Raw genomic sequence first — 21,708 nt, 5'->3', positions numbered from 1 at the left:
CTGCCAGTGCTGTTGCTGAAAGTTCCCTGCCGGTCATGCGAACCGACTTAACCGAGATCCGCCGGCGGCACATGCGCCACCTGCGCCGCTCCGCCCGCATCACCACCGAGCAATGGAGGCGCAAGCTGGCATGCTGGGCGGCGGCCGTTATGGTGGGCGTGGTAGCCGTAGGCTTTGCCATGGCAGCCGATGGTGCCGCCATGTTACGCAACCATATCGTTGCCATCAGCCCGTGGATCATGCTGGGCCTTACCCCTGCGGGGCTGGCACTTTCCACGTGGCTGACGCGTACATGGTTCCGCGGTGCCCAGGGCAGCGGCATACCGCAGACCATCGCCACCCTGCACCTTGAAAACTTCGGCATCATCGACCGGCTGCTCTCGCTGCGGGTGGCAGCGGGCAAGATCGTGCTGACCACGCTGGGACTGGTGGCGGGCGGCTCTATCGGGCGCGAGGGGCCAAGCGTGCAGATCGGGGCTGCAATCATGCATGCCTGCGGGCGGTGGCTCAACCTGTCCACCGTCAGCATGCGGCGCGGACTGATCCTTGCGGGTGGCGCATCCGGCGTGTCGGCGGCGTTCAACACCCCACTGGCCGGGATCGTGTTTGCCATTGAGGAACTCAGCCATTCCTTTGAACAGCGCACCAGCGGCACCATGCTGACCGGCGTGATCCTGTCGGGTGTGACAGCCATCGCGCTGGTAGGAAACTATAGCTATTTCGGACATACGGACGTGGTGGTGCCCATTGGCATAAGCTGGATCGCGGTGCCGACCTGCGGCATTCTGGGCGGGATTGGCGGGGGGGTGTTTTCAGCCATCCTCATCCGGGCAACACGCGGCCTGCCCGGTGGGCTGGGGCGGTTTGCGCGCGGCAGGCCGGTGGCGTTCGCGGCCACCTGCGGGCTGCTGCTGGCCATAATCGGCATTGCATCGAACGGCATTACCTACGGCACGGGCTACGAACAGGCGCATGAAATCATTGAAGGCAAGACGCACTACCCTGCGTCCTTCTTCATCCTGAAGTTCATCGCCACCATCATTTCCTACTGTTCGGGCATTCCGGGCGGGCTGTTTGCGCCCTCACTGGCCATTGGCGCGGGTTTTGGCGGGTGGGTGGCACAGTTCCTGCCGCATACCACGCCGGGTGCCGTGGTGCTGCTGGGTACGGTGGCCTATTTCTCCGCCGTGGTGCAATCGCCGCTTACGGCTTCGGTCATCGTGATGGAAATGTGCGATAACCAGCAGGTCACGCTGGCGCTGCTGGCCACGTCGTTCCTGGCCTATGGCGTCTCGCGCATGATCTGTTCACAGCCGCTTTATGCCGCTCTGGCCGAAGCGTTCCTTGATGGCATGGCAACCGCCCCCAAACCGCCCGCAACGCCCCCGCTACCCGCCGCGCGCTGACAGCACCCGGTCGTACAGCGCCAGCCACTGGCGGGTTACGGCCTGCGGGGTAAACCCCGCATCATAATCCCGCCTGCCGCCAGCCACGATGCGGGCGGCAAGGGCCGGGTCATCAAGCACCCGCCGCAGGGCCGCCGCAAGTGCGTGAGCATCCTCAACGGGTACCAGCATGCCGTTCTCGCCATCACGCACATGGGCACGCGGGCCAGCCGCGGCACACGCCACCAGCGGCACATCCATCGACCATGCATCCAGAATAACGGTGCCAAACGGCTCGTAACGTGAAGGCAGCACGCAGATGTCGGCGGCGGCCAGTAGCGCCCCCCGGTCCGTGCGCCAGCCCAGGAAATGCACCCGCGCGCTCACACCCAGCCGTGCTGCCTGTGCTTCCAGCTCTGCCCTCAGCTCCCCTTCGCCTGCCAGCCAGACATGGCAGTCCGGCAGGACGGGCAATGCATCGAGGAGCGTTTCCAGCCCCTTGGCCGGATGCAGGCGCGAGAGCACCAGCAGCACGCGGGCATCGGGCGGTGTATCAAGCGATTGCCGACTGACTGGTGGCGCGGGGGTTACGGAGGAAAAGGTGGGGATATAGGCCACCCTGCCCGCCGGTGCGCCGCGCGCGCGCATGGACTGCGCCATATCCGGCGTGCAGCCAACAAACCAGTCACAATGCGCGAACGGACGCAGGTCCTTGTAATTGCCAAACCAGCCGATCACCGGCACGCCGGTATGCGCGGGCACCAGTTCGGCCGCGCGACGCAGCCAGCAGTGAATCAGATCGGGCTGCATGCGCGTAATCACCTGGCGCAGCCTGTGGCGGGCCAGCGCGCGAAGGGGAAAGCGTAGCGGCGTGGTCTCCACCGTCATGCCCTGCCCCCGCATTTCCGCCAGTCGGGGGGAGGCAGGATGCAGCACAGCGCATTGCGTAAGCCCCGCTGCCTGCAGGCCCAGCATGGCATCCGTTGCATAAAGCTCCGCCCCGCCATTACCGCGTGCCGCCATGACATGGAGTACCCGCATGGCACCGTTCTCCTTCTGCCCGTGGCAGAACGCCTTTAGAAACTGTGTGAAAACAGCGTATTGATAACAATAACAGGATTTTCTGGATGTCGCCTTCTTTCACAAAGGCGACATGCCCTGAAGTTTTCAGGGAAAAGTCTCACCAAAAACTTCCATGTGATTGCACGATATTTTCCACGCAGGCGTTTCAGGCCGTCTCCTGGCGTGCCGAGAGATCGACCACGGCGGCACGGCCATCTTCCGTGCCGAAAGCAAGGCCGCACCCGTCGGGACTGAAGGCCAGCGCCGTGACGGCACCGCCCCCCCCCATACAGACCGGCAGGATACGCTGTGCCGCCGTATCGGCCATGAGCACCGAGCCATCGGCAAAGCCTGCCGCCACGATGTCATGCACCGGGTGGCAGGCCACACGGGTACACATCACGCCGGGGATGCCACCGGCTTCTGCCGGGGGCTTGCCCATCGGGCCGCCACCAAAGAACGGCCACATGACAATCGTGTCCGCCCCACTGGTCACCAGCCACTTGCCGTTACGCGTGAACGCCATGGACTGCACCTTGGACGGGTAGCCACTCATGCGCATGTTATGTCCATCCGACAGCCGCCAACCATGCAGTTCCGATTCCTGCATGGACGTGACCAGCGCCTCGCCGGCAGGGTGGATGGCAATACCGATATGACTGCCCTTCCATTCCAGCGGGCGCACGGTATCCACCTTTGCCTGCACGAACCACATTGATGCGCCATTGTAATGCGAAGCCGCGATGCGTTTGCCCTTGGCATCAAACACGATGCCACTGACGGTGGAAGGATGCTCCAGCACCTTGAGTGTCGCGTGTCCACCCGCATCACGCAGTTCGACCTGCTTGCCTGATGCGAACGCGATCACGCCGCCCCTGCCCCTATCGTCGCACCAGGTGGTGACGTGCTCGATCCAGCGACGGCCCTGTACCAGGTCACTTACGCTACCATCGGCCATAATCCGGCGCAGGGCATTGTCATCACCGCCGGTCAGGAAGCCGGTGGTTGCTGCATCGGGTGCGATACTCAGGATCGCGCCATCATGCACGGTCGTGACATTCCACGCATCCGAGCGGTCCCAGTCAGGCCGGTCGGCCACCACAATGTCGCCTTCCGCCGTGACAAAGGCGACCTGCTGGCTATCGCGCGCAATGGCGCAGCCGGTTACGTGGCCGTCAAGCTGGCGGATGGCCCCACGGCGTTCAAGCAGGGTGGGGACCATGGTGTCGTTTACTGTATCGCTCATTTCGCACGGCAGCTTTCAAAACCACGACGCAACTGCGGGCGGTTGAGGTTGCGGCCAATGAACACAAGGCGCGAGACACGCGGCTCGCCTTCCTTCCATGGCCCGATGAAGCCGCCATCGGCCATCATGTGCACGGCCTGGAAAGCGAAGCGCTGGTCCTCGCCCGCATAATTGAGGATGCCCTTGGCACGCAGGATATCGGCCCCCTGCTCTTGCAGTACGGCACCGATCCATGCCTGGAACTTGGCGGCATCCAGCGGTTCTTCCACTTCATAGGACAGGGATGTCACATCGGCTTCATGCTTGTGGCTGGTGTCTTCAAGGAAATGTGGCGCGTGTTCAAGCGCGCGCTGCAGGTCGAAGCCGCCCTGGTCCAGCACATCGGACAGCGGCACGTCACCACGCTGCGCGCGGTGGATGCGGCCCACGGCATTGATGGAGCGGATACGCTTTTCAATCGCCTCAAGCCCGGCTTCATCGACAAGATCGGTCTTGTTGAGGATGATGACATCGGCAAAAGCAATCTGGTTGACCGCCTCGGGGCTTTCATCAAGCGTCTGGATGACGTTGTAGGCATCCACCACCGTAACCACGGCATCAAGCCGGGTCTTGCCGCGTACGTCCTCGTCCACAAAAAAGGTCTGGGCCACGGGGGCGGGGTCGGCCAGGCCGGTTGTCTCGACAATAATGCCATCGAACTTCGCGCGGCGCTTCATCAGGTTGCCAAGGATGCGGATCAGGTCGCCGCGCACGGTGCAGCAGATGCAGCCGTTGTTCATTTCGAACACTTCCTCGTCGGCATCCACCACAAGGTCGTTGTCCACACCAAGTTCACCGAACTCGTTCACCACCACCGCGTATTTACGGCCGTGCTGGACGGTCAGGATATGGTTAAGCAACGTAGTCTTGCCAGCACCCAGAAAGCCCGTCAGCACCGTAACCGGCACAAGGGCGTTCTGGGCGGCGGCATCGGGTGCTGCCTGGGCGATATCGGACATGTGGCTTCCTGTCTTTCACTAGCGTGTGGCACGGTACGGGCGGCGTAAGCCTTGTTCCAACCAGATATAGGGCCATGGCGCTGCCTGTCCCATACCCATCGGTGCAGAAAAATGTCAGCCCGGCGCGCGGTGCAGGCAGGCTGCACGCAGGGCACTGCGGCAGGCACGGGCATGGGCTACGCTGAAACGCGCGGCCTGGCCGCGCCCGCGCGCGGCAAGGCTGCCGCGGGCATCGGGGTCCGCCATCAGTCGCCCCACCACGCGCGCCAGGCCGGATGCGGGGTCTGGCGGGCACAGCAGACCGCCCTCCCCCACCACTTCGGGCAGGCCACCATGAGGAGATGCCACAAGGGCGGCGCCTGCCGCCATGGCTTCAAGCGCGGTCATGCCGAAGGGTTCGGGCCAGCGGCTGGGTACCACCACGATGGCCGCCCGCCCCATGGCGGCCAGCACATCCGCATGTGGCCTGTAGCCCGCCATGTCCACCCCGGCCGCACGGGCATGTGGCAGCAGGCCGGTCACGAAGGGTGTAGGCGGCGCATCAGAACGGAAACGGTCGGCCCCGATCATGCAAAAGCGCCAGCCCGGATGCACCGGGGCCAGTTGAGCGCAGGCTGCGACGAACAGGTCCGCCCCCTTATCTGCCACCACGCGGCCCGCAAACAGCACACAGGGGTCACGCTGCGCCATGGGCACGACATGTTCGGGCAGCACCACGCCATTGGGCGAGACGCCAACCCGTTCCCCGCATGCAGCGGGCAACCCTTCCAGGAACCGCGCGCGCAACCAGCCCGACACACAGGCCACATCCATTATGCCCAGCAAGTCGCGCCGCAGGGCGGGCGTATCGGCTCCGCGCATACCCCGCGGGTCGTTGTGCAGCACCAGCAGCACGCGCTGGCCGGGACGGTGGCGGGCAATGTACCGGGCGGTATCGGGGCGGTTATGCACCTCCACTACAGCAGGCGCGATATGGGCCACGGCACGCAGGCATGCCGCAGCATAGCGCACGCTGCGGCTGCCCGGTGGCCACAGGCCGGGCTGGATCGCGTGGTATTCATGACCGGGCAGCAGGGCGGGGCCTGCCAGCGGCGGTCCCACGATCACATCCTGCGTACCTGCAAGAGTTGCCACCTGCAGGCCAATCGCACCAACCGCGCCGTGACTGAACCCTTCACGCGCGGGCAGCACCACCGCCACGCGCCACGGCATGGATGCGGGCTGGCTCAGGCGATGTCCTCAAAACGCGACAGCCGCCAGTCCGCTGGCTCCTGCGCCGCCTGTTCATACCACTGCGCCACCAGCGGATGGGCCCGCACGGCGGCCATGTAGGCCTGAGACTGCGGCGAGGGCGGCGTAATACCATAGGACAGCAGACGCGAGACGATAGGCGCAAACATGGCATCCGCCATGCCAAACCGCGCGCCGAACAGGAAATCCCCCCCCTTGCCGAAATCCAGCCGCGCTTCAGTCCAGATGGCATCGATGCGGGTGATGTCGGCATCGATATCGGGTGTGGTGCCTCCTGCCAGCGCGCGGTTGTCGCGCCCGGTATTCATGGGCATGGCCTGGCGCAGGGCGCGGAAGCCCGCATGCATCTCGGACGCAATGCTGCGGGCATAGGCGCGGGCACGGGCATCAGCAGGCCACAGGCCAGGGACGTGCTCGGCGCAGTATTCGCACAGGGCAAGGCTTTCCCACACCGCAATGCCGTTATGCTCCAGATAGGGCACCTTGCCATTGGGCGAGAGGGTGGCGATGGCCGTCGTCTGCCCGTTATCGGCCAGCGGAATCATCTGTTCACGCACATCCAGGCCCGCCAGCCTGACCGCAAGCCAGCCCCGCAACGACCATGAGGAATATCGCCGCGTACCGATCACCAACATGCCATCACTCATCGGACACGCCCTTCCCCTCACTGTCGGGCCGGCGGATGAAACCACCGCCCAGCACCCTGCTGCCATCATACAGGACACAGGCCTGCCCCGGCGCGGGCACGGCCCCTTCATCCAGTTCCACCCGCGCGCCGCCTGACACCTGCCATACGGTGGCAGGCCGCACGGCTTCACGCGCGCGGATCTGGACCACGCAGCGCAGGCCATCCGGCCCCGGCGGGGAGATAAGCCAGTTCATGTCGCGCAGCATGAGGGTACGCGTGACCGCCTGCGCGCGCGGGCCGATCACAACCCGCCTGCTGGCGGGCTGGATACCCACCACCATCTGGCGTGCGCCATCACGCATGGCCGCATTGCCCAGCCGCTTGCTCTGGCCCACGGTGTAGCGCGTCACCCCTTCATGCTGGCCCAGCACATGACCGGCCTGGTCCACGATTTCACCCGCACCCGTCACATCGGGGCGCAGTTTTTCCACCAGCCCGGCATAAGAGCCATCGGTCACGAAGCACAGGTCCTGGCTATCGGGCTTGGTGGCCACGCTCAACCCAAAGCGTTCGGCTTCTGCCCGCACGGCAGCCTTGTCGGGCATGTCACCCAGCGGGAAGCGCAGGAAATCAAGCTGGTCGCGCGTGGTGGCAAACAGGAACCACGACTGGTCACGCCCGGCATCGACGGGGCGGTGCATCTCGGGGCCATCGGGACCTTCAACGCGGCGCACGTAATGCCCGGTGGCCATGGCATCGACTCCAAGGTCACGCGCCATGCCAAGCAGGTCGGTAAACTTCACGCCCTGGTTGCAGGCCACGCAGGGCACCGGTGTCTCGCCCGCCGCATAGGCATCGGCAAAGGTCGAGATCACGCTGTCCTTGAAACGGCTTTCGGCATCAATCACATAATGCGGGATGCCTAGCCGGTCGGCCACGCGGCGGGCATCGTGTATGTCACGCCCCGCGCAGCAGGCACCTTTTTTGGTGCTTTCGCGTGAATCATAGAGCTGGAGGGTGGCGCCGATCACCTCGTGCCCCTCGTCCACCAGACGGGCGGCAACGACGGAACTGTCCACCCCGCCGGACATGGCCACAAGAATGCGCATGGCTTGATTCCACTTCCCTACAGACAGGCGATGCCCGCAGGACTATCCGCCCCCGGGCATCGCGCGTCAAACATCATATTGCGCGCCATACCGCGCGCAGTTGCAGCATTACCGGTCAGGACGTACGCGGCAGGCGCACCACGAGGCCGTCCAGTGCGTCGGTCATCACGATCTGGCAGCCCAGGCGTGATGTCTTTTCCAGCCCGAAGGCAAGGTCGAGCATATCTTCCTCGTCCTCGGTGGGGGAGGACAGCTTCGGTGCCCATTCGGGGTCCACCACCACATGGCAGGTCGCGCAAGCCAGAGAACCCTCGCACGCGCCTTCAAGGTCGATCCCGTTCTTGTGAGCGATTTCCAGGACCGACAGGCCCAGCGGGGCCGCGACTTCGCGGCGGCTGCCGTCACGCTCAATAAATGTTATATGCGCCATCTTTCCATCCTGCCTGTGCTGTTGGCCCACTCAGGGCAAAACACTGCCTTGCGCGCGGCACCGTGCCACAGCCTGGCACAAGATCTCCGCCGCGCGATCCACATCGGCGGCTGAGGTATAGCGTCCGACGGCCAGACGCAAGCCTTCCGCCGCTGCAATCCCGTCCAGCCCCATGGCGGTCAGTACATAGGACGGCACCACTTCGGCCGAGGAACACGCCGACCCGGCGGACAGGCACAGCTGTGGCACCGCCGCCAGCAGGTCCACCGCCCGCACGCCTGCAAAGCGCAGGTTGAGGTTGCCCGCAAGCCGCCCTTCCATACGCCCGTGTACCTGCACGCCCGCGCAGCCCGCCTGTAATGCCACCAGCATCCGGTTACGCAGGGCCGCGATCCGTGTCCGCTCCGCCGCCCCTTCCGCCTGCGCCAGACGGCACGCAGCACCAAAGCCGATAATCAGAGGGGCTGGCAGCGTGCCTGAACGCAGGCCACGTTCCTGCCCGCCACCCGAAAACAGCGGGGCCAGCCGCACCCGTGGCCTGCGGCGCACGAACAGCGCACCCACGCCCTTTGGCCCATACAGCTTGTGAGCGGAAACGGATGCAAGATCCAGGTCCCATGCACGCACGTCCACATCCACCTTGCCCGCCGCCTGCGCCAGGTCACTGTGCAGCAGTGCGCCGGCACGGCGGACAATCGGTGCAAAGGCCGCAATATCGTGCAGCACGCCGGTTTCGTTATTGGCGCCCATGATGCTGACCAGCAGGGTGGGCACTTCCAGTGCGCGGGCCAGCACGTCCGGGTCCAGCGTACCATCGGGGCGGACGGGCAGGATGACCGGTTCGCAGCCTTCATGTGCAAGGTCGCGCACCGATTCCAGCACGCATTTATGTTCAGTTGCCAGCGTAATGACCCGCCTGCGCGCATCACCGCGCGCCAGCAGGTGGCGGACCGCGCCCTTGATGGCAAGGTTGTTGGCTTCCGTAGCCCCCGAAGTCAACACGATCTCTCGCGCTTCCGCCCCCAGCAGGGCGGCTACTTCGGCGCGGGCCTGTTCCACGGCTTCGTGCACTGCCCGCCCGGCTGCGTGGTCAAGGCTGTGGGGGTTGGCAAAACTTTGGGTAAACCACGGCAGCATGCCCTCCATCACACGCGGGTCACACGGCGTGGTGGCCTGGTAGTCGAGATAGATCAGGTCTTCTTCCTTCATGCCCCCACCCCGCTGGCAGCGGGCAGACGGGCCGCCATGGCCGTATAGGCGGCGATAAACCCCTCCACATCCGCCTCGGCCACCGACCATGGCAGGGAGACACGGATGGCGCAGCCCGCTTCTGCCCCCAGCCCCATGGCTTCAAGCACATGCGAACGCGTGACCTTGCCCGATGAACAGGCCGAACCGGCCGACACGCCATATCCGGCCATATCCAGTGCGATCAACTGTGTTTGGGCCTGCCTGCCGGGCAGCAGCAGGCAGGTTGTATTGGCGAGCCGGGAACTGGCCGCACCACACACCACAGCACCCACCGTTCGTGCCGCGCGCTCGATCCCGTCGCGCAGGGCGCCAAGACGGGTGGCCTGATGCGGAATTTCCGCTACTGCCACACGGGCGGCGGCAGCCATGCCTGCAATGGCGGGAAGGGCCGGGGTACCACCTCGCCGACCCTGCTCCTGTCCGCCGCCAGCCAGCATGGGCACCAGCGCGCGAAAGCGCTCCCCGGCCAGCAGCACGGCCCCCGCGCCTTTCGGGCCGCCGAATTTATGGCCTGAAACCGCAATGCTGTCGGCCCCCAGCGCCGCCATATCAAAACTGATCCGGCCCGCCGCCTGTACCGCATCGACATGCAGCAGCGCACCATGGGCGTGGCACAGGTCCGCGATTTCGCGCACGGGATTGATGACCCCGGTCTCGTTATTAGCCAGCATGATACAGACCAGTGCCGGGGCCGCACCCGGCACTGCCAGCAGGCGCTCCAGCATCATGCGGTCGATCACGCCATCAGACATGACGGAAACGATCTCCGCAGCAGCAGCACGGCGCACGGCATCGTGCTCGGTCGCGCCCACCAGAATACGCCTGCCCTGCGCCTGCCCGGTCATGGCCAGCACGTTGGCCTCCGTGCCGCCGGAAGTGAAAATGCAGTTATCGGGTTGCACGCCAAAAGTAGTGGCCATGTCCTCCCGCGCGGTTTCAAGCAATGCACGCGCCGCCCGTCCCGCACGGTGCACGGATGACGGATTGCCCACCACCTCCGCCGCTGCCGCCATGGCGGCAAGAGCCTGCGGGCGGAGCGGCTCGGTGGCATTGGCGTCAAGGTATGTAAAGCGGTCGCGTGCGGTACTCATGCTGTCCAGCCATATGGGTTGCGCCAAGTCATTTTGCGACGTGGATTACGATTTATCTGGCATTTTGGGAATCCATACAGTTATAAGTCAGCGCAACATAATATTTATTGCAACGTGTTATGGAGAATGGACGCACCGTTTTCATACCGCTGCCCCAGTATCGCCCATCCCGCCCGCAGAGGATGGCAAGGAGAGCGAACCAACACGACAGCCCCCTGCTGGCATGGCAACCGCCTGCCACCAACGCTCGGGCAGTATACCCATCCACACCATGCCTGCCCCCCGCGCAGGGCACGCCTGCTGAAGATGCACTGCTATCTTGTAGCCGTAATGCCCATTATCAGGCGGCTGGGTATGGGTTTACTTTCGGCCTGGGGCACCAGGCCGGATCAATTCTGTCTTTTGTGCAGCACTGACCGGATGAATACAGGACCGTTTCCTGCACCCGGCGCGCCGTGCACAAAAAACAGTGTTTCCTCCGCCTGCCGACCTGACGGGGCATCGCCGGTCAGGCAGGCTGTTACAGTAACCGTTCCCGATGCAATGCCTGGAATGCACGGGGAGATGCAAATGCGGGATACCTATGCCTGAGGTCATGTTTGCCGGCCCTGATGGCCGCCTGGAAGGTCGATACCACCACTCAAGCGCGCCCAACGCGCCGCTTGCCCTGGTGCTCCATCCCCACCCGCTGCATGGCGGAACCATGAACAACCGCATCACCTACGCGATGTACCGCGCATTCGAGAAGATGGGCTTTTCGGTCATGCGCTACAATTCGCGCGGGGTCGGCCGCTCGCAGGGGCGTTATGACGGGGGCATTGGCGAGATTTCCGATGCCGCCGCCGCCCTTGACTGGATGCAGATGATCAACCCCAACGCCAGCGGGCTGTGGATTGCCGGCTATTCCTTTGGTGCGTTCGTGGGCATGCAACTGCTCATGCGCCGGCCCGAGATCACGGGCTGGATCAGTGTTGCGCCGCCCGCCAATTACTACGATTTCGGCTTCCTTGCCCCGTGTCCGTGCGGCGGACTGATGATTGCGGGTGAGAATGATGAACTCGTGCCCGAACCCGCCATCCGCAAGCTGGTGGACAAGCTCAACACCCAGAAAGGCGTAAGCGTGGACTACCGCATCTTCAAAGGTGCCGACCATGTGTTTGCCGACCAGGCCGACCAGGTGGCCGAGGCGCTGGAAGACCATGTGAGCACGGTCATGAACCGCACCACGCTGGCGCTGGCGGCGGACTGATTTCCCGGCCTGCTGGCCGTGGGCTGTTCCCTGTGGCGCCGTGAACATGCTAGAGGCTGATCCGCGCCGGGGGGCGACCCGGCCAGCCAGGCCCATCACAGCGCGGAACAGATCATGCCCAAGAGTGAATTCCTCCGGGAGGCCGAAGCACGCGGCTTCATATTCCAGTGCACCGACATGGAAGCACTTGATGCCGCCATGCAGGCCGGACCGGTCGGGGGCTATATCGGGTTTGATCCAACGGCAGACAGCCTGCATGTGGGCAGCCTGATCCAGATCATGCTGCTGCGACTCATGCACCGCCATGGCCACCGCCCGGTTGCCCTGATGGGTGGCGGCACGGCAAAGATCGGTGACCCGTCCTTCCGCGAGGAAGCCCGCAGGCTGATGACAGCCGAGACCATCGCCACCAACCTGCGCGGGGTGGAAGGCTGCCTGCGACAGTTCCTGCCACTGGGTGATGGCCCGGTAGACCCACTGCTGGCCAACAATGCCGACTGGCTGGACAAACTCTCCTACATCGACCTGCTGCGCGATGTGGGCGTCCATTTTTCCGTCAACCGCATGCTCTCCTTCGACTCGGTGCGCTCGCGGCTTGAGCGTGAACAGGGACTGACGTTCCTGGAGTTCAATTACTCCATCCTCCAGTCTTACGATTTCCGTGAACTCAACCTCCGCCATGGCGTAACCCTTCAGATGGGGGGATCGGACCAGTGGGGCAACATCGTATCGGGCATCGACCTTGTGCGCCGGATGAACGGCGCGCAGGTTTTCGGCCTGACAACGCCGCTGCTCACCACCAGTTCCGGCGCCAAGATGGGCAAGACGGCACAGGGCGCGGTCTGGCTTTCGGCGGCAAGGCTGCCGGTATTCGATTACTGGCAGTTCTGGCGCAATGTGGAGGATGCGGATGTGGGCCGCTTCCTCAAGCTGTTTACCGACCTTCCCATTGCGGAATGCGAACGGCTGGCAGCCCTTGGTGGTGCCGAGATCAACGAGGCGAAAAAGGTTCTGGCGACCGAAGCCACGGCCCTATGCCACGGCCGCGCCGCCGCACAGGAAGCAGCGGACGCCGCGCGTCGCACATTTGAGGAAGGGGCCGTGACCGCCGCCGCCCTGCCCACGGTAACCGTGCCTGCTGCCCTGCTGGCCGAAGGTGTGCCTGCCTTCCGCCTGTTTGTCGAAGCCGGTTTTGCCGCCAGCAATGGTGAGGCCCGCCGCCTGATCCGGGGCGGGGGTGCCCGGGTAAATGATGTGGTGGTGGGTGATGAGGCGCAGGTAATCTCGGGCGCGGACCTGATTGATGGCGCGGTCAAGCTCTCCTCGGGCCGCAAGCGCCACATTCTGGTCCAGCCACGCTGAACGGGCGGGCGCATGTCTTCCCGGCGCGCAGGCACAAGGGCGGTACCTGCCGGGCAGGCGGATCTGTTCGCCGCCCCGCAGGCCCCTGCCGCGCCCACACCAAAGCCCGTCCCACCGGCAGCCCCGACCCTGCCACCCCTGCCTGCTGTTGCGCCCGAACTGTGGGAACGACTGGGGTATTCGCGCTTTCGTGCCCGCTTCCACCTTGGCATGAAGGAGCGCGCCTATCTGGACCAGCGCGGCCTGCCCGAAGTCATGGCGCATGCGGCGGATTTCGTGGCGACACGTCTGGCCCCGGCCCAGCCTGACAAGGATGGCCGACAGACGCCATGGCGCGGCCACCCGGTCTTTATCGCCCAGCATGCCACCGGTACCTGCTGCCGGGGCTGCGTTGCCCAATGGCATGCCATGCCTGCGGGCCAGAAGCTGGATGTGCACCAGCAGGCTTACATCCTTGCAGTGATACAGGAATGGCTCCGGCGCGAGGACAGACGGCCCGCACCTATACCCGCGCCCAGACCTGCCCCCCGCTGACCCAGCATTCATAGGCGCGCGGCGCAGGCCCCGCCGCTTCGGTCCGACCACCAGGGGCCTGCGCGCACCCATCGGGGCCAAATGTCCACATATGCAGTGGGCAGACAATCCGCCCATACAGCACATAACCGGCGGAAAGCCGGGCATTGCCATGCGGGCAGCGGTCATCGATCACGCCGGGACGATCCTCCTCCACCATCCACACCACCAGCGCGCGACCATCGCACAGCACACGCTGCGGGGCTTCGCGCGCGGCTTCCAGCGTGCACAGGGCGCGGGAACCCGAAGGCACCTGTTTCATTGACTGCATGCTCCCGCCGGTTTTCGGTTATCATCTTACCTAAAGGGAGCGTGTCGTCTATCCTGCACCCACCCCGCGGGCATGCGGCACATGACCCGCTTCTTACAGGATATGATGACGCATGGCTCTTTCCCCCCAGCATGAACATCTTCTGGACCGCCTGGCTGAAGTGGCCGTGCGTGTTGGCGTGAACATCGCCCATGGCCAGCAACTTCTCATTACGGCACCGCTTGATGCCGTGCCACTGGTACGCCGGATCACGGAACATGCCTACAGGGCCGGGGCATCGCTAGTTACGCCTTTCTATGCCGATGACATAACAACCCTGGCACGCTTCCACCACGCCGCCGACGACACACTCGATACCGCCGCCGACTGGCTGCACGACGGCATGGCCACCGCCTACCGCAAGGGCGCGGCCCGCATGGCAATTACCGGCGGCAACCCTGTGCTTTTGGCCAATGAAGACCCCGAGCGCGTCTCCCGCGTGGCACGCGCGGCATCACGCGCGGGGCGCCCGGCCATGGAACTGATCACGCGCTTTGCCATCAACTGGAACATCGTGGCCTTCGCCACCCCGGCCTGGGCGGCACAGGTCTTTCCCGACCTGCCCGAAAAGGAAGCGGTTTCGCGCCTGTGGGATGCGATCTTCCAGGCATCGCGCGTGATGGTGGATGACCCGGTGGCGGAATGGGAAGCCCACAACGCCCGCCTGCACAGACGGGCGACGTGGCTCAATGACCGCCGCTTTGCCGCCCTGCACTTTAGCGGCCCCGATACCGACCTGACCGTGGGCCTGGCCGATGGCCATGCCTGGGCAGGCGGTGCGGAACCTGCGGGCAACGGCATTGTATGCAACCCGAACATTCCCACCGAGGAAGTGTTCACCACCCCGCACGCCCGCAAGGTCAGCGGCACGGTGCGCGCGACCAAGCCGCTGTTCCACCAAGGCACGCTGATTGACGATATTGCCGTGCGCTTTGAGGACGGCCGTATTGTTGAAGCCCGCGCAAGCCAAGGGCAGGCGGTGCTCGAGCGCATCCTTGATACCGATGATGGCGCGCGCAGGTTGGGTGAGGTCGCGCTTGTACCCGCGTCCTCCCCCATTTCCGAAAGCGGGATCCTGTTCCGCAACACCCTGTTTGACGAGAACGCGGCCAGCCACATCGCGCTGGGTCAGTCCTATGCCAAGTGCATGCTTGATACCGACACCCTGACCGAGGCGCATCTGGCCCAGCAGGGTGCGAACAGCAGCTTCATCCATATTGACTGGATGATCGGGTCCAGCAAGATCGACGTGGACGCCATCAACCATGATGGCACCCGCGAACCCCTGATGCGACAGGGTGAATGGAGTAACCAGCCATGACCGCTTCCCCCTTCCGCAAGGCGCTTGTCGCCACCACCTGCGCGCTGGCGCTCACCTGCCTGCCCGCCTACCTGACCCCGGTGCAGGCACAGCAACCCGCTGCACAGCAGCAGGCCCCCAGCGCTGCCCAGCAGGCCGCCATACAACACGACATGCAGACAGTGGCGCAGTACAAGCTGCCAAAGGATTTCTTTTCGCGCATGACACCGGTGATCGAGCAGATCCGCGAGTCGCGGATTTCCCCGCCCGAAACGCCCAACATGTCGCTTGAAGATACCATCAAGCGCACGGAAGCCATGCCGCAACTCCAGCCGATCCTGCAGAAATATGGCATGACGGCACGGGAATTCGTGATGGGCATCACCACCTTTGGCATGACCACCGCCGTAATGCAGCACCCCGCGCAGGACAGCCGCTCCATGCCCACGCTCAACCCCGATAACGTCAAACTGATCAAGTCACATGAAGCCCAGACCCAGGCATTGATCAAGGCCATGGGGGGCGAAGGCAGCCAGCCCGAGGAACAGCCTGAAAATCAGCCGCAGGCCACGCCGCGCCGCTAGGGCACGCGCGTTAGAAATAGAAAAGAATGGACGTTTTTGGGTGCTGCCTTTTTAAAAAAGGCAGCATTCTTTTGAATGCTTTTGAACAAAGCTTCACCAAAAACTTCTTTCTATTTCATTTCGTTAGCAAAGATACCGTGCGGGCCATGACAGCAGCCTGCGTATAACATGCCAGCGCACGCGCACGCCCCGCCGTGCCCATGCGCTGACGCAGAGCATCATCCACCACCAGCGCCCTCAGTGCTGCCGCCAGTTGCGGCACGTCGGCCGGGGGGGCCAGCAGGCCGGTTTCCCCCGCCACCACCTGCTCACGCGGGCCAGAAATATCGGTGGAGACCACCGGCAGGCCGCACAGCATGGCCTCGATCACGCTCATTGGCAGGCCCTCGAAATGACTGGGCAGCACAAAAATATCCGCTGCCGTCATGATAGCCGCCACGTCCTCACGGTAGCCCAGAAAGACCAGCCTTGGCCCGAGTGCCGCACGGGCGGCAGCAAAACAGGGTTCCAGATCCTCCCCCCGGTCGCTGGGCAGGCGCTCGCCTACAATCCACAATACGGCATTGCCCGGCAACGCCCGCATGGCCGCCAGCAGTTCGGGATAGCCCTTGCTACGCACAAGACGGGAGACTGCCAGGATGACAACCTGCCCCGCCCCCACACCTAATTGCGCGCGCAGGCGGATTCGGGCGGCCGGGTCGGGATGAAAAATGGCAGGGTCACGCCCGTTACCAATACCGGTGGCACAGCGGTGGATACCCAGCCTGCGGGCATCACGCGATTCTTCCTCCGATACGGTCAGGTAAATATCCGTCACCTTGCCCGCCAGCCATTCCAACACAAGGGACGCCATGCGCCGCAGGCGCGATCCCGGCTGGTTAAACAGGAAACCATGGCAGGTATAGGCCACGCGCGGCACCCCGCACCGCCAGGCGGCAAACCGCCCCAGCAGGCCGCTGATGGGCATATGGGCATGCACAAGGTCGGGCTTTTCCTCCCGGATCAGGCGCACGAGCGCCCGCCACGCCCGCCACTGCGCCACGGGCGAAAGGGTGCGCGACATGGGAACGGCCACCACCCGCAGGCCATCGGCACACATGGCATCAAGCAGCGGGCCTTCGGCGCAGGCCCCTGTCACATCGTGCCCCCGTTCGCGCAGGGCCTGCATGAGCGGGAAGAGGAACTGCCGCATCGAGAAATCGACATTGGTGATTTCAAGGACCTTCATGCCAACAGTAGCAGCTTTTCACGCCTGAAGGCCCAGCGCACCACCTGCCGCACCCGCCCCGGCGACACCAGAGCAGTCCCTGATGCCCCAGAGGGCGGCCCCCCGGCTTCCTCCGATGGCGGGGCGTCGCCTGCTGCCCGCGCTGCCGGGTCCACCCGCACCACAAGCTGCAACGTGCGGCATGGACTTGGGCCACCATGGTACACGCTTTCCTCCAGGTCCACCACGCCGCCCATGGCACGAAAGCGCCAGTGCTGTTCACCCGCTTCCAGCAGGATCGACCCATCCTGCGCATCAACGGCGTTGACGGATGGATGCAAATGCAGCCGCAGGACAAAGGCCAGTTCGCGCTCGCCCTCCAGCACGTCTTCGCCGCGCAGGATCTCGCCATCGCCACCAAGGTAGAGCCTGCGGTAATAAGTCGCCCCCGCAGAGGCATGATACCCATCATGCGAGAGATTGAGCCAGTGCGCGCCCTCAGCCACCGCATGCTCCACGCCCACATGAGCGGGCCTGCGGCGCAGGGTCCCGTCCGCACCGAATTCGGAGGAGGACATCTCCTCCACCACCACAACGGAATGGGCCGCCGTCTGCCGCAGGGCCTCTTTCCACGCAGGCAGCACGCCCCCGCCACAGTTAACGATCAGGCGCTGACGCGCACATGAGAATTCAAACGACAGCGTACCCGCATGGGCATTGCGGTCATGGCCGTGAGGAGCCGGCACCCCCACATCCACAAGCAGCAGCGAGCGCCCGGCCTGCGCACGCACAAACCCGCCATCGGGCATGCTGCTGGCCACCACCCGCGTGCGCGTGGCCTGGGAGAGCACCATCTCCACCAGGGCCGCACTGCGTTCATGGCTGCCATTGAACAGTGCAAGCCCCCCGTCACCATGGCGCATGGCGCGCAGCACCGGGCTCATCTTGTCCAGCGCCAGGGCAACCGAATGGGGCAGCGCATGCTGGACCGCCTGCATCATGGCGCGCATTTCCGCCAGTTCACGTAAGGCGCGCAACTGCACCTCGGGACTACGCTCGACATGCCAGCCGTCTGGCAGGACCTGGTGTTCCACCACGGTATCGATATAGCGGCGGTACCGGGCCAGGAAGCCGGTATATTCCGGCATGGCTACCGCCACCGCAAGCAGGCCCTTCAGGGCGGCAAGAGCATGCCAGTCATGCCGTTCGGGCGGCATAAGCGCTGCAATCGTACGCCCTTCCACCAGAATGCGGGCCATCAGGCGCTGGCGGAAGGCATCGCTGGCGGAGGCAGCAAAGAAATCATAATGCCCCAGCCACGCGGCCACACGCGCGCCGATCACCCCACATTCCAGCGCCAGCGGGTTCTGGGAGGGGTGGTGCAGCCAGTCATCAACCAGCGCGCGCGCCTTGAGTCGCGCCGCATCGGTGCCCACCGCGCGCAGGTCGCGCAGCCAGCGGAAACCGAGCAGACCTTCACGGAAAACCGGTTCGAATTCCGGCGCATCCCACATGCCTGGGCCAACAGGGTGGGTATAACCCGCCCATGTCAGACTGCCACGGACAAGCCTGGCCCCGACCACCGGATCCCCCGGCCACAGGTCGCGCACATTATGGACAGGCGATGGCGGCAGCCGCCTGCCATGGCCAAACACGGGCAGCCGCGCAAGGGACAGACGCGCCCCACGTGTCAGGCGCTTCAGCGGCATGACACTTCACCCCTGCACTCTATCGGGGGGCGGTCTCTCACGCCGGGATATGCACCCCGGACCGTAAATCCCTTATGGCTGCACCGTAATCATCCTGCCCATAGACAGATGTGCCCGCAATCAGCACATCGGCACCCGCAGCCACTGCAAGCGGCGCGGTCTGGGCAGTGATGCCGCCATCGACCCCGATGCGGATGTCACGACCCGTAGCATCGGCCATACGGCGCAGGGTCTTGATCTTGGCAAGCTGGCTGGTCAGGAATTTCTGGCCGCCAAAGCCGGGGTTGACCGTCATGACAAGGATCATGTCCACCAGATCCAGCACTTCGCTCACCGCCTCAGGCGGGGTGGCGGGGCAAATGGCGATGCCGGGCTTTACCCCATGGTCGCGCACATGCTGCAACGAGCGGTGCGTATGCGGCCCGGCCTCCACATGCAGGTGGATATGGTCCGCGCCTGCCTTTGCAAAGGCTTCGATATACGGGTCCACCGGCGCGATCATGAGATGCACGTCAAACGCCAGCTTCGACCTGGGTCGCAGCGCCTTGATGAGTTGCGGCCCCATGGACAGGTTGGGCACGAAATGCCCGTCCATGACATCAAGGTGCAGCCAGTCGGCGCCGCCGCGTTCAACGGCGGCGACTTCATCCGCCGCACATGAGAAATCCGCAGCCAGCAGGCTCGGTGCGATGAGGGGGGGCTTGAGAGCAGCCATGCCTGTTTTTTAACAGCAATCCATGATGTGCGCCAATATTTCCTGCGTCTTTTCCTCCTCTTTCAGGCGCGGCGGAAACGGGCGGCGAAAAACCCGTCCATGCCCCCCTGTGCGGCCAGCATGCCGGGGTGGGTGCGTAGCCACCCCTCCGGCGTGCGGGCCTGCGGCAGGAAGGCCAGTTCCTCTGGCGTGAAAGGATCGGCAATTAGGCCCATCGCTTCTGCGGCGCGGGCGCGCTGCTCGCCTTCCTCGGGCTGGAGCGAGCACACGGCATAGACCAGCCGCCCGCCGGGGCGCAGCATATCACGCGCGGCGGCCAGCAGCCGGTCCTGTCCTTCCACCATGGTGGCGATGTCACGTGGGCGCTTGATCCACATGGCATCGGGGTGGCGACGGATGGTGCCGGTAGCCGAACACGGCGCATCGAGCAGGATCGCATCCAGCGGCGTTTCAGGCCGCCATCCGGCAGCATCGGCATGGATCACATGTACGCCATCCAGTCCCAGCCGGGTCAGATTGGCGCGCAGGCGCTCGATCCGCCTGCCCTCACGCTCGATGGCAAACACATCCGCCCCGGCACAGGCCAGTTGGGCGGTCTTGCCGCCCGGTGCCGCACATAAGTCGGCTACGCGTTCACCCGCTTTCACGTCCAGCAGGCGCGCGGGCAGGGTGGCCGCCATGTCCTGCACCCACCATGCGCCTTCGGCAAAGCCGGGCAGTTCGGCAACCTTTGCCGTGCCTGCCGCAAAACGCACACTGCCGCCGGGCATCAGTTCACCACCCGGGGGGGATTCGGCCCCGGGGCGAATGGTCAGGTCAAGGGGCGGCTCGTGGCCAAGGGCCATGGCAATGGGCCGCGCCAGCGCCCCCCAGGACTGCCACAGCCACGCCGGCACATCGAGCCGTGGCTGGTCCAGTCCTTCCAGCGCCTGCGTACCACCCGCCGCGACACGGCGCAGCACGGCATTGACCAGCCCGGCAAACGGCACCAGCCCCCGCCTGCGCGCAAGGGCGACGGAGGTAGCGACGGCCGCATGCGGCGGCGTGTCAAGAAACAGGAGTTGCGCCACGCCAATCAGTAGCACCACACGCACCGGTTCTGGCGGTTCGCGCTTGAGGAAGGGTGCCAGCACTTCGTTCGCCGTGCCCATGTGGCGCAGCACGGTGGCGGCCAGCCTGTGGGCGGCGGCACGGTCACGCGGTTCGGCCGTGCGGGCGGCGGCGGAATGTTCAAGCGATGTATCGAGCATGCGCCGGTGGGCGATCACCCCTTCCACGATATCAAAGGCGATATCGCGCGTGGGGTCCGGGGCGGCCTTCGACCCCTGCCGGTCCGGGCGGCCCGTTGCGGGGCGGCCAGTTCCGGGCCTGCGGCCCATGGGGGGGGATGATGGGGGAGACTTCATATAATCCTGACCTGAAAGCTGCGACACCCACGGGCACACGGGGGCTTGACCGGGGAGGTATTCATGCCAAGCCTAGAGCCATGTCAACATCATCCTCCATAGCACAGGCCCTGACGGGCATCCGCACCCGTATTTCAGCCAGCGCGCAGGCGGCGGGCAGGCAGGCCTCCAGCGTGGGACTGGTGGCCGTATCCAAGTTCCACCCGCAGGCCAGCGTCATCAAAGCACTGGAAGCGGGGCAACGCCTCTTCGGCGAGAACCGGGTGCAGGAGGCAGCCGCCAAATTCCCCGGCCTGCGCGCAAGCTGGCCCGACCTGCGGCTGCATATCATCGGCGGGTTGCAGACCAACAAGGCGCTGGAAGCCGTACGCATTGCCGACATGATCGAAAGCCTTGACCGCCCCGCCCTGTCCGATGCCCTTGCACGCGCTGCCGACAGGGCGGGCCGCATGCCGGGTCTGCTGGTGCAGGTCAATACCGGCGACGAGAGCCAGAAATCCGGCGTAAGGCTGGAAGATGCCGATGCTTTCATCACCGCAAGCCTGGAACGCTTTGGCCCCGGCATCGTGCGCGGCCTGATGTGCATCCCGCCCCACGATCAGGACCCGACGCCGCATTTCCACACGCTTGCCACCATGGCACGCAGGCATGGGCTGGATGTCGTATCGATGGGCATGTCAGCCGATTTCGAGCGCGCGATTGCCTGTGGCGCAACGCTGGTGCGCGTGGGCAGCGCCATTTTTGGCGCGCGCCCCGCCGCGACGCAAGGCGGGGCGAATGGCACCTGAGCGGATACGGGCCTTGCTGCGCATGGGGCTAGGCGGTAATGCGGAACTATCCGG

The 21,708-nt window shown here is 64.8% G+C and carries 21 protein-coding genes; 7 read left to right on the top strand and 14 right to left on the bottom strand.

What is annotated here, in order from left to right; all coding sequences use genetic code 11:
* The first annotated feature begins 71 nt into the window (after nt 1-71).
* Entirely contained in the window at nt 72-1,406 is a 1,335-nt protein-coding gene (locus GLX_RS12480; RefSeq protein WP_041247409.1) for a chloride channel protein, read from the top strand.
* On the opposite strand, the gene GLX_RS12475 is transcribed toward GLX_RS12480, so the two are convergent.
* From GLX_RS12475 to GLX_RS12435, 9 genes are all read right to left on the bottom strand, one after another.
* Complete coding sequence (locus GLX_RS12475) at nt 1,389-2,426, bottom strand: glycosyltransferase (protein WP_014106317.1); 1,038 nt, start codon at nt 2,424-2,426, stop codon at nt 1,389-1,391. The two genes, GLX_RS12480 and GLX_RS12475, sit on opposite strands and share 18 nt — an antisense overlap.
* Nucleotides 2,427-2,613: 187 nt before the next feature.
* Nucleotides 2,614-3,693: a WD40 repeat domain-containing protein gene (locus tag GLX_RS12470; RefSeq protein ID WP_014106316.1), complete on the bottom strand. Its 1,080-nt coding sequence runs from the start codon at nt 3,691-3,693 to the stop codon at nt 2,614-2,616.
* Complete coding sequence (locus GLX_RS12465; protein WP_014106315.1) at nt 3,690-4,691, bottom strand: CobW family GTP-binding protein; 1,002 nt, start codon at nt 4,689-4,691, stop codon at nt 3,690-3,692. Before GLX_RS12465 ends, GLX_RS12470 begins: the two co-directional genes overlap by 4 nt.
* Nucleotides 4,692-4,805: 114 nt before the next feature.
* Nucleotides 4,806-5,903, bottom strand: a complete 1,098-nt coding sequence (locus tag GLX_RS12460; RefSeq protein ID WP_014106314.1) for a glycosyltransferase family 4 protein — start codon at nt 5,901-5,903, stop codon at nt 4,806-4,808.
* Nucleotides 5,904-5,917: 14 nt separating this feature from the next.
* Entirely contained in the window at nt 5,918-6,589 is a 672-nt protein-coding gene (locus tag GLX_RS12455; RefSeq protein ID WP_014106313.1) for a glutathione S-transferase family protein, read from the bottom strand.
* Nucleotides 6,582-7,679, bottom strand: a complete 1,098-nt coding sequence (gene mnmA, locus GLX_RS12450) for a tRNA 2-thiouridine(34) synthase MnmA (protein ID WP_014106312.1) — start codon at nt 7,677-7,679, stop codon at nt 6,582-6,584. The genes GLX_RS12455 and mnmA overlap by 8 nt, the downstream gene beginning before the upstream one ends.
* Before the next feature lie 115 nt (nt 7,680-7,794).
* Nucleotides 7,795-8,109: a ferredoxin family 2Fe-2S iron-sulfur cluster binding protein gene (locus GLX_RS12445; RefSeq protein ID WP_014106311.1), complete on the bottom strand. Its 315-nt coding sequence runs from the start codon at nt 8,107-8,109 to the stop codon at nt 7,795-7,797.
* 30 nt (nt 8,110-8,139) lie between these two features.
* Nucleotides 8,140-9,318 carry a cysteine desulfurase family protein gene (locus GLX_RS12440; protein WP_014106310.1) on the bottom strand — a complete coding sequence of 393 codons (1,179 nt, stop codon included), beginning with the start codon at nt 9,316-9,318 and terminating at the stop codon, nt 8,140-8,142.
* Entirely contained in the window at nt 9,315-10,451 is a 1,137-nt protein-coding gene (locus GLX_RS12435; RefSeq protein WP_014106309.1) for a cysteine desulfurase family protein, read from the bottom strand. Before GLX_RS12435 ends, GLX_RS12440 begins: the two co-directional genes overlap by 4 nt.
* Before the next feature lie 583 nt (nt 10,452-11,034).
* On the opposite strand from GLX_RS12435, the gene GLX_RS12430 reads away from it, so the two are divergent.
* The 3 genes from GLX_RS12430 to GLX_RS12420 all read left to right on the top strand — a co-directional run bounded on the left by GLX_RS12430 (nt 11,035) and on the right by GLX_RS12420 (nt 13,596).
* Entirely contained in the window at nt 11,035-11,700 is a 666-nt protein-coding gene (locus tag GLX_RS12430) for an alpha/beta hydrolase (protein WP_014106308.1), read from the top strand.
* A gap of 114 nt (nt 11,701-11,814) precedes the next feature.
* Nucleotides 11,815-13,062: a tyrosine--tRNA ligase gene (gene tyrS / locus GLX_RS12425; RefSeq protein WP_014106307.1), complete on the top strand. Its 1,248-nt coding sequence runs from the start codon at nt 11,815-11,817 to the stop codon at nt 13,060-13,062.
* A 12-nt stretch (nt 13,063-13,074) separates the two neighbouring features.
* Nucleotides 13,075-13,596, top strand: coding sequence for a DUF4186 domain-containing protein (locus GLX_RS12420; protein WP_014106306.1), 522 nt, complete (start codon nt 13,075-13,077; stop codon nt 13,594-13,596).
* Here GLX_RS12420 and GLX_RS12415 read toward each other — a convergent pair.
* Nucleotides 13,565-13,897 (bottom strand): Rieske (2Fe-2S) protein, encoded by a 333-nt coding sequence (locus tag GLX_RS12415; RefSeq protein WP_041247408.1) that lies wholly within the window; start codon nt 13,895-13,897, stop codon nt 13,565-13,567. The two genes, GLX_RS12420 and GLX_RS12415, sit on opposite strands and share 32 nt — an antisense overlap.
* Nucleotides 13,898-14,018: 121 nt before the next feature.
* Here GLX_RS12415 and GLX_RS12410 point away from each other — a divergent pair, with 121 nt between their 5' ends.
* Both GLX_RS12410 and GLX_RS12405 read left to right on the top strand, forming a co-directional pair.
* A complete protein-coding gene (locus tag GLX_RS12410) occupies nt 14,019-15,266 on the top strand; it encodes an aminopeptidase (RefSeq protein ID WP_014106304.1) in 1,248 nt (415 codons plus the stop codon).
* Entirely contained in the window at nt 15,263-15,829 is a 567-nt protein-coding gene (locus GLX_RS12405) for a hypothetical protein (protein WP_014106303.1), read from the top strand. The genes GLX_RS12410 and GLX_RS12405 overlap by 4 nt, the downstream gene beginning before the upstream one ends.
* A gap of 115 nt (nt 15,830-15,944) precedes the next feature.
* On the opposite strand, the gene GLX_RS12400 is transcribed toward GLX_RS12405, so the two are convergent.
* The 4 genes from GLX_RS12400 to GLX_RS12385 all read right to left on the bottom strand — a co-directional run bounded on the left by GLX_RS12400 (nt 15,945) and on the right by GLX_RS12385 (nt 20,866).
* Nucleotides 15,945-17,057 (bottom strand): glycosyltransferase family 4 protein, encoded by a 1,113-nt coding sequence (locus tag GLX_RS12400; RefSeq protein ID WP_014106302.1) that lies wholly within the window; start codon nt 17,055-17,057, stop codon nt 15,945-15,947.
* Nucleotides 17,054-18,745, bottom strand: coding sequence for a heparinase II/III family protein (locus tag GLX_RS12395; RefSeq protein ID WP_014106301.1), 1,692 nt, complete (start codon nt 18,743-18,745; stop codon nt 17,054-17,056). The genes GLX_RS12400 and GLX_RS12395 overlap by 4 nt, the downstream gene beginning before the upstream one ends.
* Nucleotides 18,746-18,782: 37 nt before the next feature.
* A complete protein-coding gene (gene rpe, locus GLX_RS12390; protein WP_014106300.1) occupies nt 18,783-19,460 on the bottom strand; it encodes a ribulose-phosphate 3-epimerase in 678 nt (225 codons plus the stop codon).
* Nucleotides 19,461-19,522: 62 nt separating this feature from the next.
* Nucleotides 19,523-20,866, bottom strand: a complete 1,344-nt coding sequence (locus GLX_RS12385) for an RsmB/NOP family class I SAM-dependent RNA methyltransferase (protein WP_014106299.1) — start codon at nt 20,864-20,866, stop codon at nt 19,523-19,525.
* A gap of 80 nt (nt 20,867-20,946) precedes the next feature.
* On the opposite strand from GLX_RS12385, the gene GLX_RS12380 reads away from it, so the two are divergent.
* Nucleotides 20,947-21,654: a YggS family pyridoxal phosphate-dependent enzyme gene (locus tag GLX_RS12380; protein WP_014106298.1), complete on the top strand. Its 708-nt coding sequence runs from the start codon at nt 20,947-20,949 to the stop codon at nt 21,652-21,654.
* The last annotated feature ends 54 nt before the right edge of the window (nt 21,655-21,708 follow it).

Source organism: Komagataeibacter medellinensis NBRC 3288 (assembly GCF_000182745.2).
In the GTDB taxonomy this organism is placed as follows: domain Bacteria; phylum Pseudomonadota; class Alphaproteobacteria; order Acetobacterales; family Acetobacteraceae; genus Komagataeibacter; species Komagataeibacter medellinensis.
This window is presented reverse-complemented; position numbering and strand designations above follow the sequence as displayed.

Excerpts from the sequence above, each read along its gene's own strand:
- GLX_RS12480 (WP_041247409.1), top strand. The coding sequence starts at position 72 with ATGCGCCACCTGCGCCGCTCCGCCCGCATCACCACCGAGCAATGGAGG.
- GLX_RS12475 (WP_014106317.1), bottom strand. The coding sequence starts at position 2,426 with ATGCGGGTACTCCATGTCATGGCGGCACGCGGTAATGGCGGGGCGGAG.
- GLX_RS12470 (WP_014106316.1), bottom strand. The coding sequence starts at position 3,693 with ATGAGCGATACAGTAAACGACACCATGGTCCCCACCCTGCTTGAACGC.
- GLX_RS12465 (WP_014106315.1), bottom strand. The coding sequence starts at position 4,691 with ATGTCCGATATCGCCCAGGCAGCACCCGATGCCGCCGCCCAGAACGCC.
- GLX_RS12460 (WP_014106314.1), bottom strand. The coding sequence starts at position 5,903 with ATGCCGTGGCGCGTGGCGGTGGTGCTGCCCGCGCGTGAAGGGTTCAGT.
- GLX_RS12455 (WP_014106313.1), bottom strand. The coding sequence starts at position 6,589 with ATGAGTGATGGCATGTTGGTGATCGGTACGCGGCGATATTCCTCATGG.
- mnmA (WP_014106312.1), bottom strand. The coding sequence starts at position 7,679 with ATGCGCATTCTTGTGGCCATGTCCGGCGGGGTGGACAGTTCCGTCGTT.
- GLX_RS12445 (WP_014106311.1), bottom strand. The coding sequence starts at position 8,109 with ATGGCGCATATAACATTTATTGAGCGTGACGGCAGCCGCCGCGAAGTC.
- GLX_RS12440 (WP_014106310.1), bottom strand. The coding sequence starts at position 9,318 with ATGAAGGAAGAAGACCTGATCTATCTCGACTACCAGGCCACCACGCCG.
- GLX_RS12435 (WP_014106309.1), bottom strand. The coding sequence starts at position 10,451 with ATGAGTACCGCACGCGACCGCTTTACATACCTTGACGCCAATGCCACC.
- GLX_RS12430 (WP_014106308.1), top strand. The coding sequence starts at position 11,035 with ATGCCTGAGGTCATGTTTGCCGGCCCTGATGGCCGCCTGGAAGGTCGA.
- tyrS (WP_014106307.1), top strand. The coding sequence starts at position 11,815 with ATGCCCAAGAGTGAATTCCTCCGGGAGGCCGAAGCACGCGGCTTCATA.
- GLX_RS12420 (WP_014106306.1), top strand. The coding sequence starts at position 13,075 with ATGTCTTCCCGGCGCGCAGGCACAAGGGCGGTACCTGCCGGGCAGGCG.
- GLX_RS12415 (WP_041247408.1), bottom strand. The coding sequence starts at position 13,897 with ATGAAACAGGTGCCTTCGGGTTCCCGCGCCCTGTGCACGCTGGAAGCC.
- GLX_RS12410 (WP_014106304.1), top strand. The coding sequence starts at position 14,019 with ATGGCTCTTTCCCCCCAGCATGAACATCTTCTGGACCGCCTGGCTGAA.
- GLX_RS12405 (WP_014106303.1), top strand. The coding sequence starts at position 15,263 with ATGACCGCTTCCCCCTTCCGCAAGGCGCTTGTCGCCACCACCTGCGCG.
- GLX_RS12400 (WP_014106302.1), bottom strand. The coding sequence starts at position 17,057 with ATGAAGGTCCTTGAAATCACCAATGTCGATTTCTCGATGCGGCAGTTC.
- GLX_RS12395 (WP_014106301.1), bottom strand. The coding sequence starts at position 18,745 with ATGCCGCTGAAGCGCCTGACACGTGGGGCGCGTCTGTCCCTTGCGCGG.
- rpe (WP_014106300.1), bottom strand. The coding sequence starts at position 19,460 with ATGGCTGCTCTCAAGCCCCCCCTCATCGCACCGAGCCTGCTGGCTGCG.
- GLX_RS12385 (WP_014106299.1), bottom strand. The coding sequence starts at position 20,866 with ATGAAGTCTCCCCCATCATCCCCCCCCATGGGCCGCAGGCCCGGAACT.
- GLX_RS12380 (WP_014106298.1), top strand. The coding sequence starts at position 20,947 with ATGTCAACATCATCCTCCATAGCACAGGCCCTGACGGGCATCCGCACC.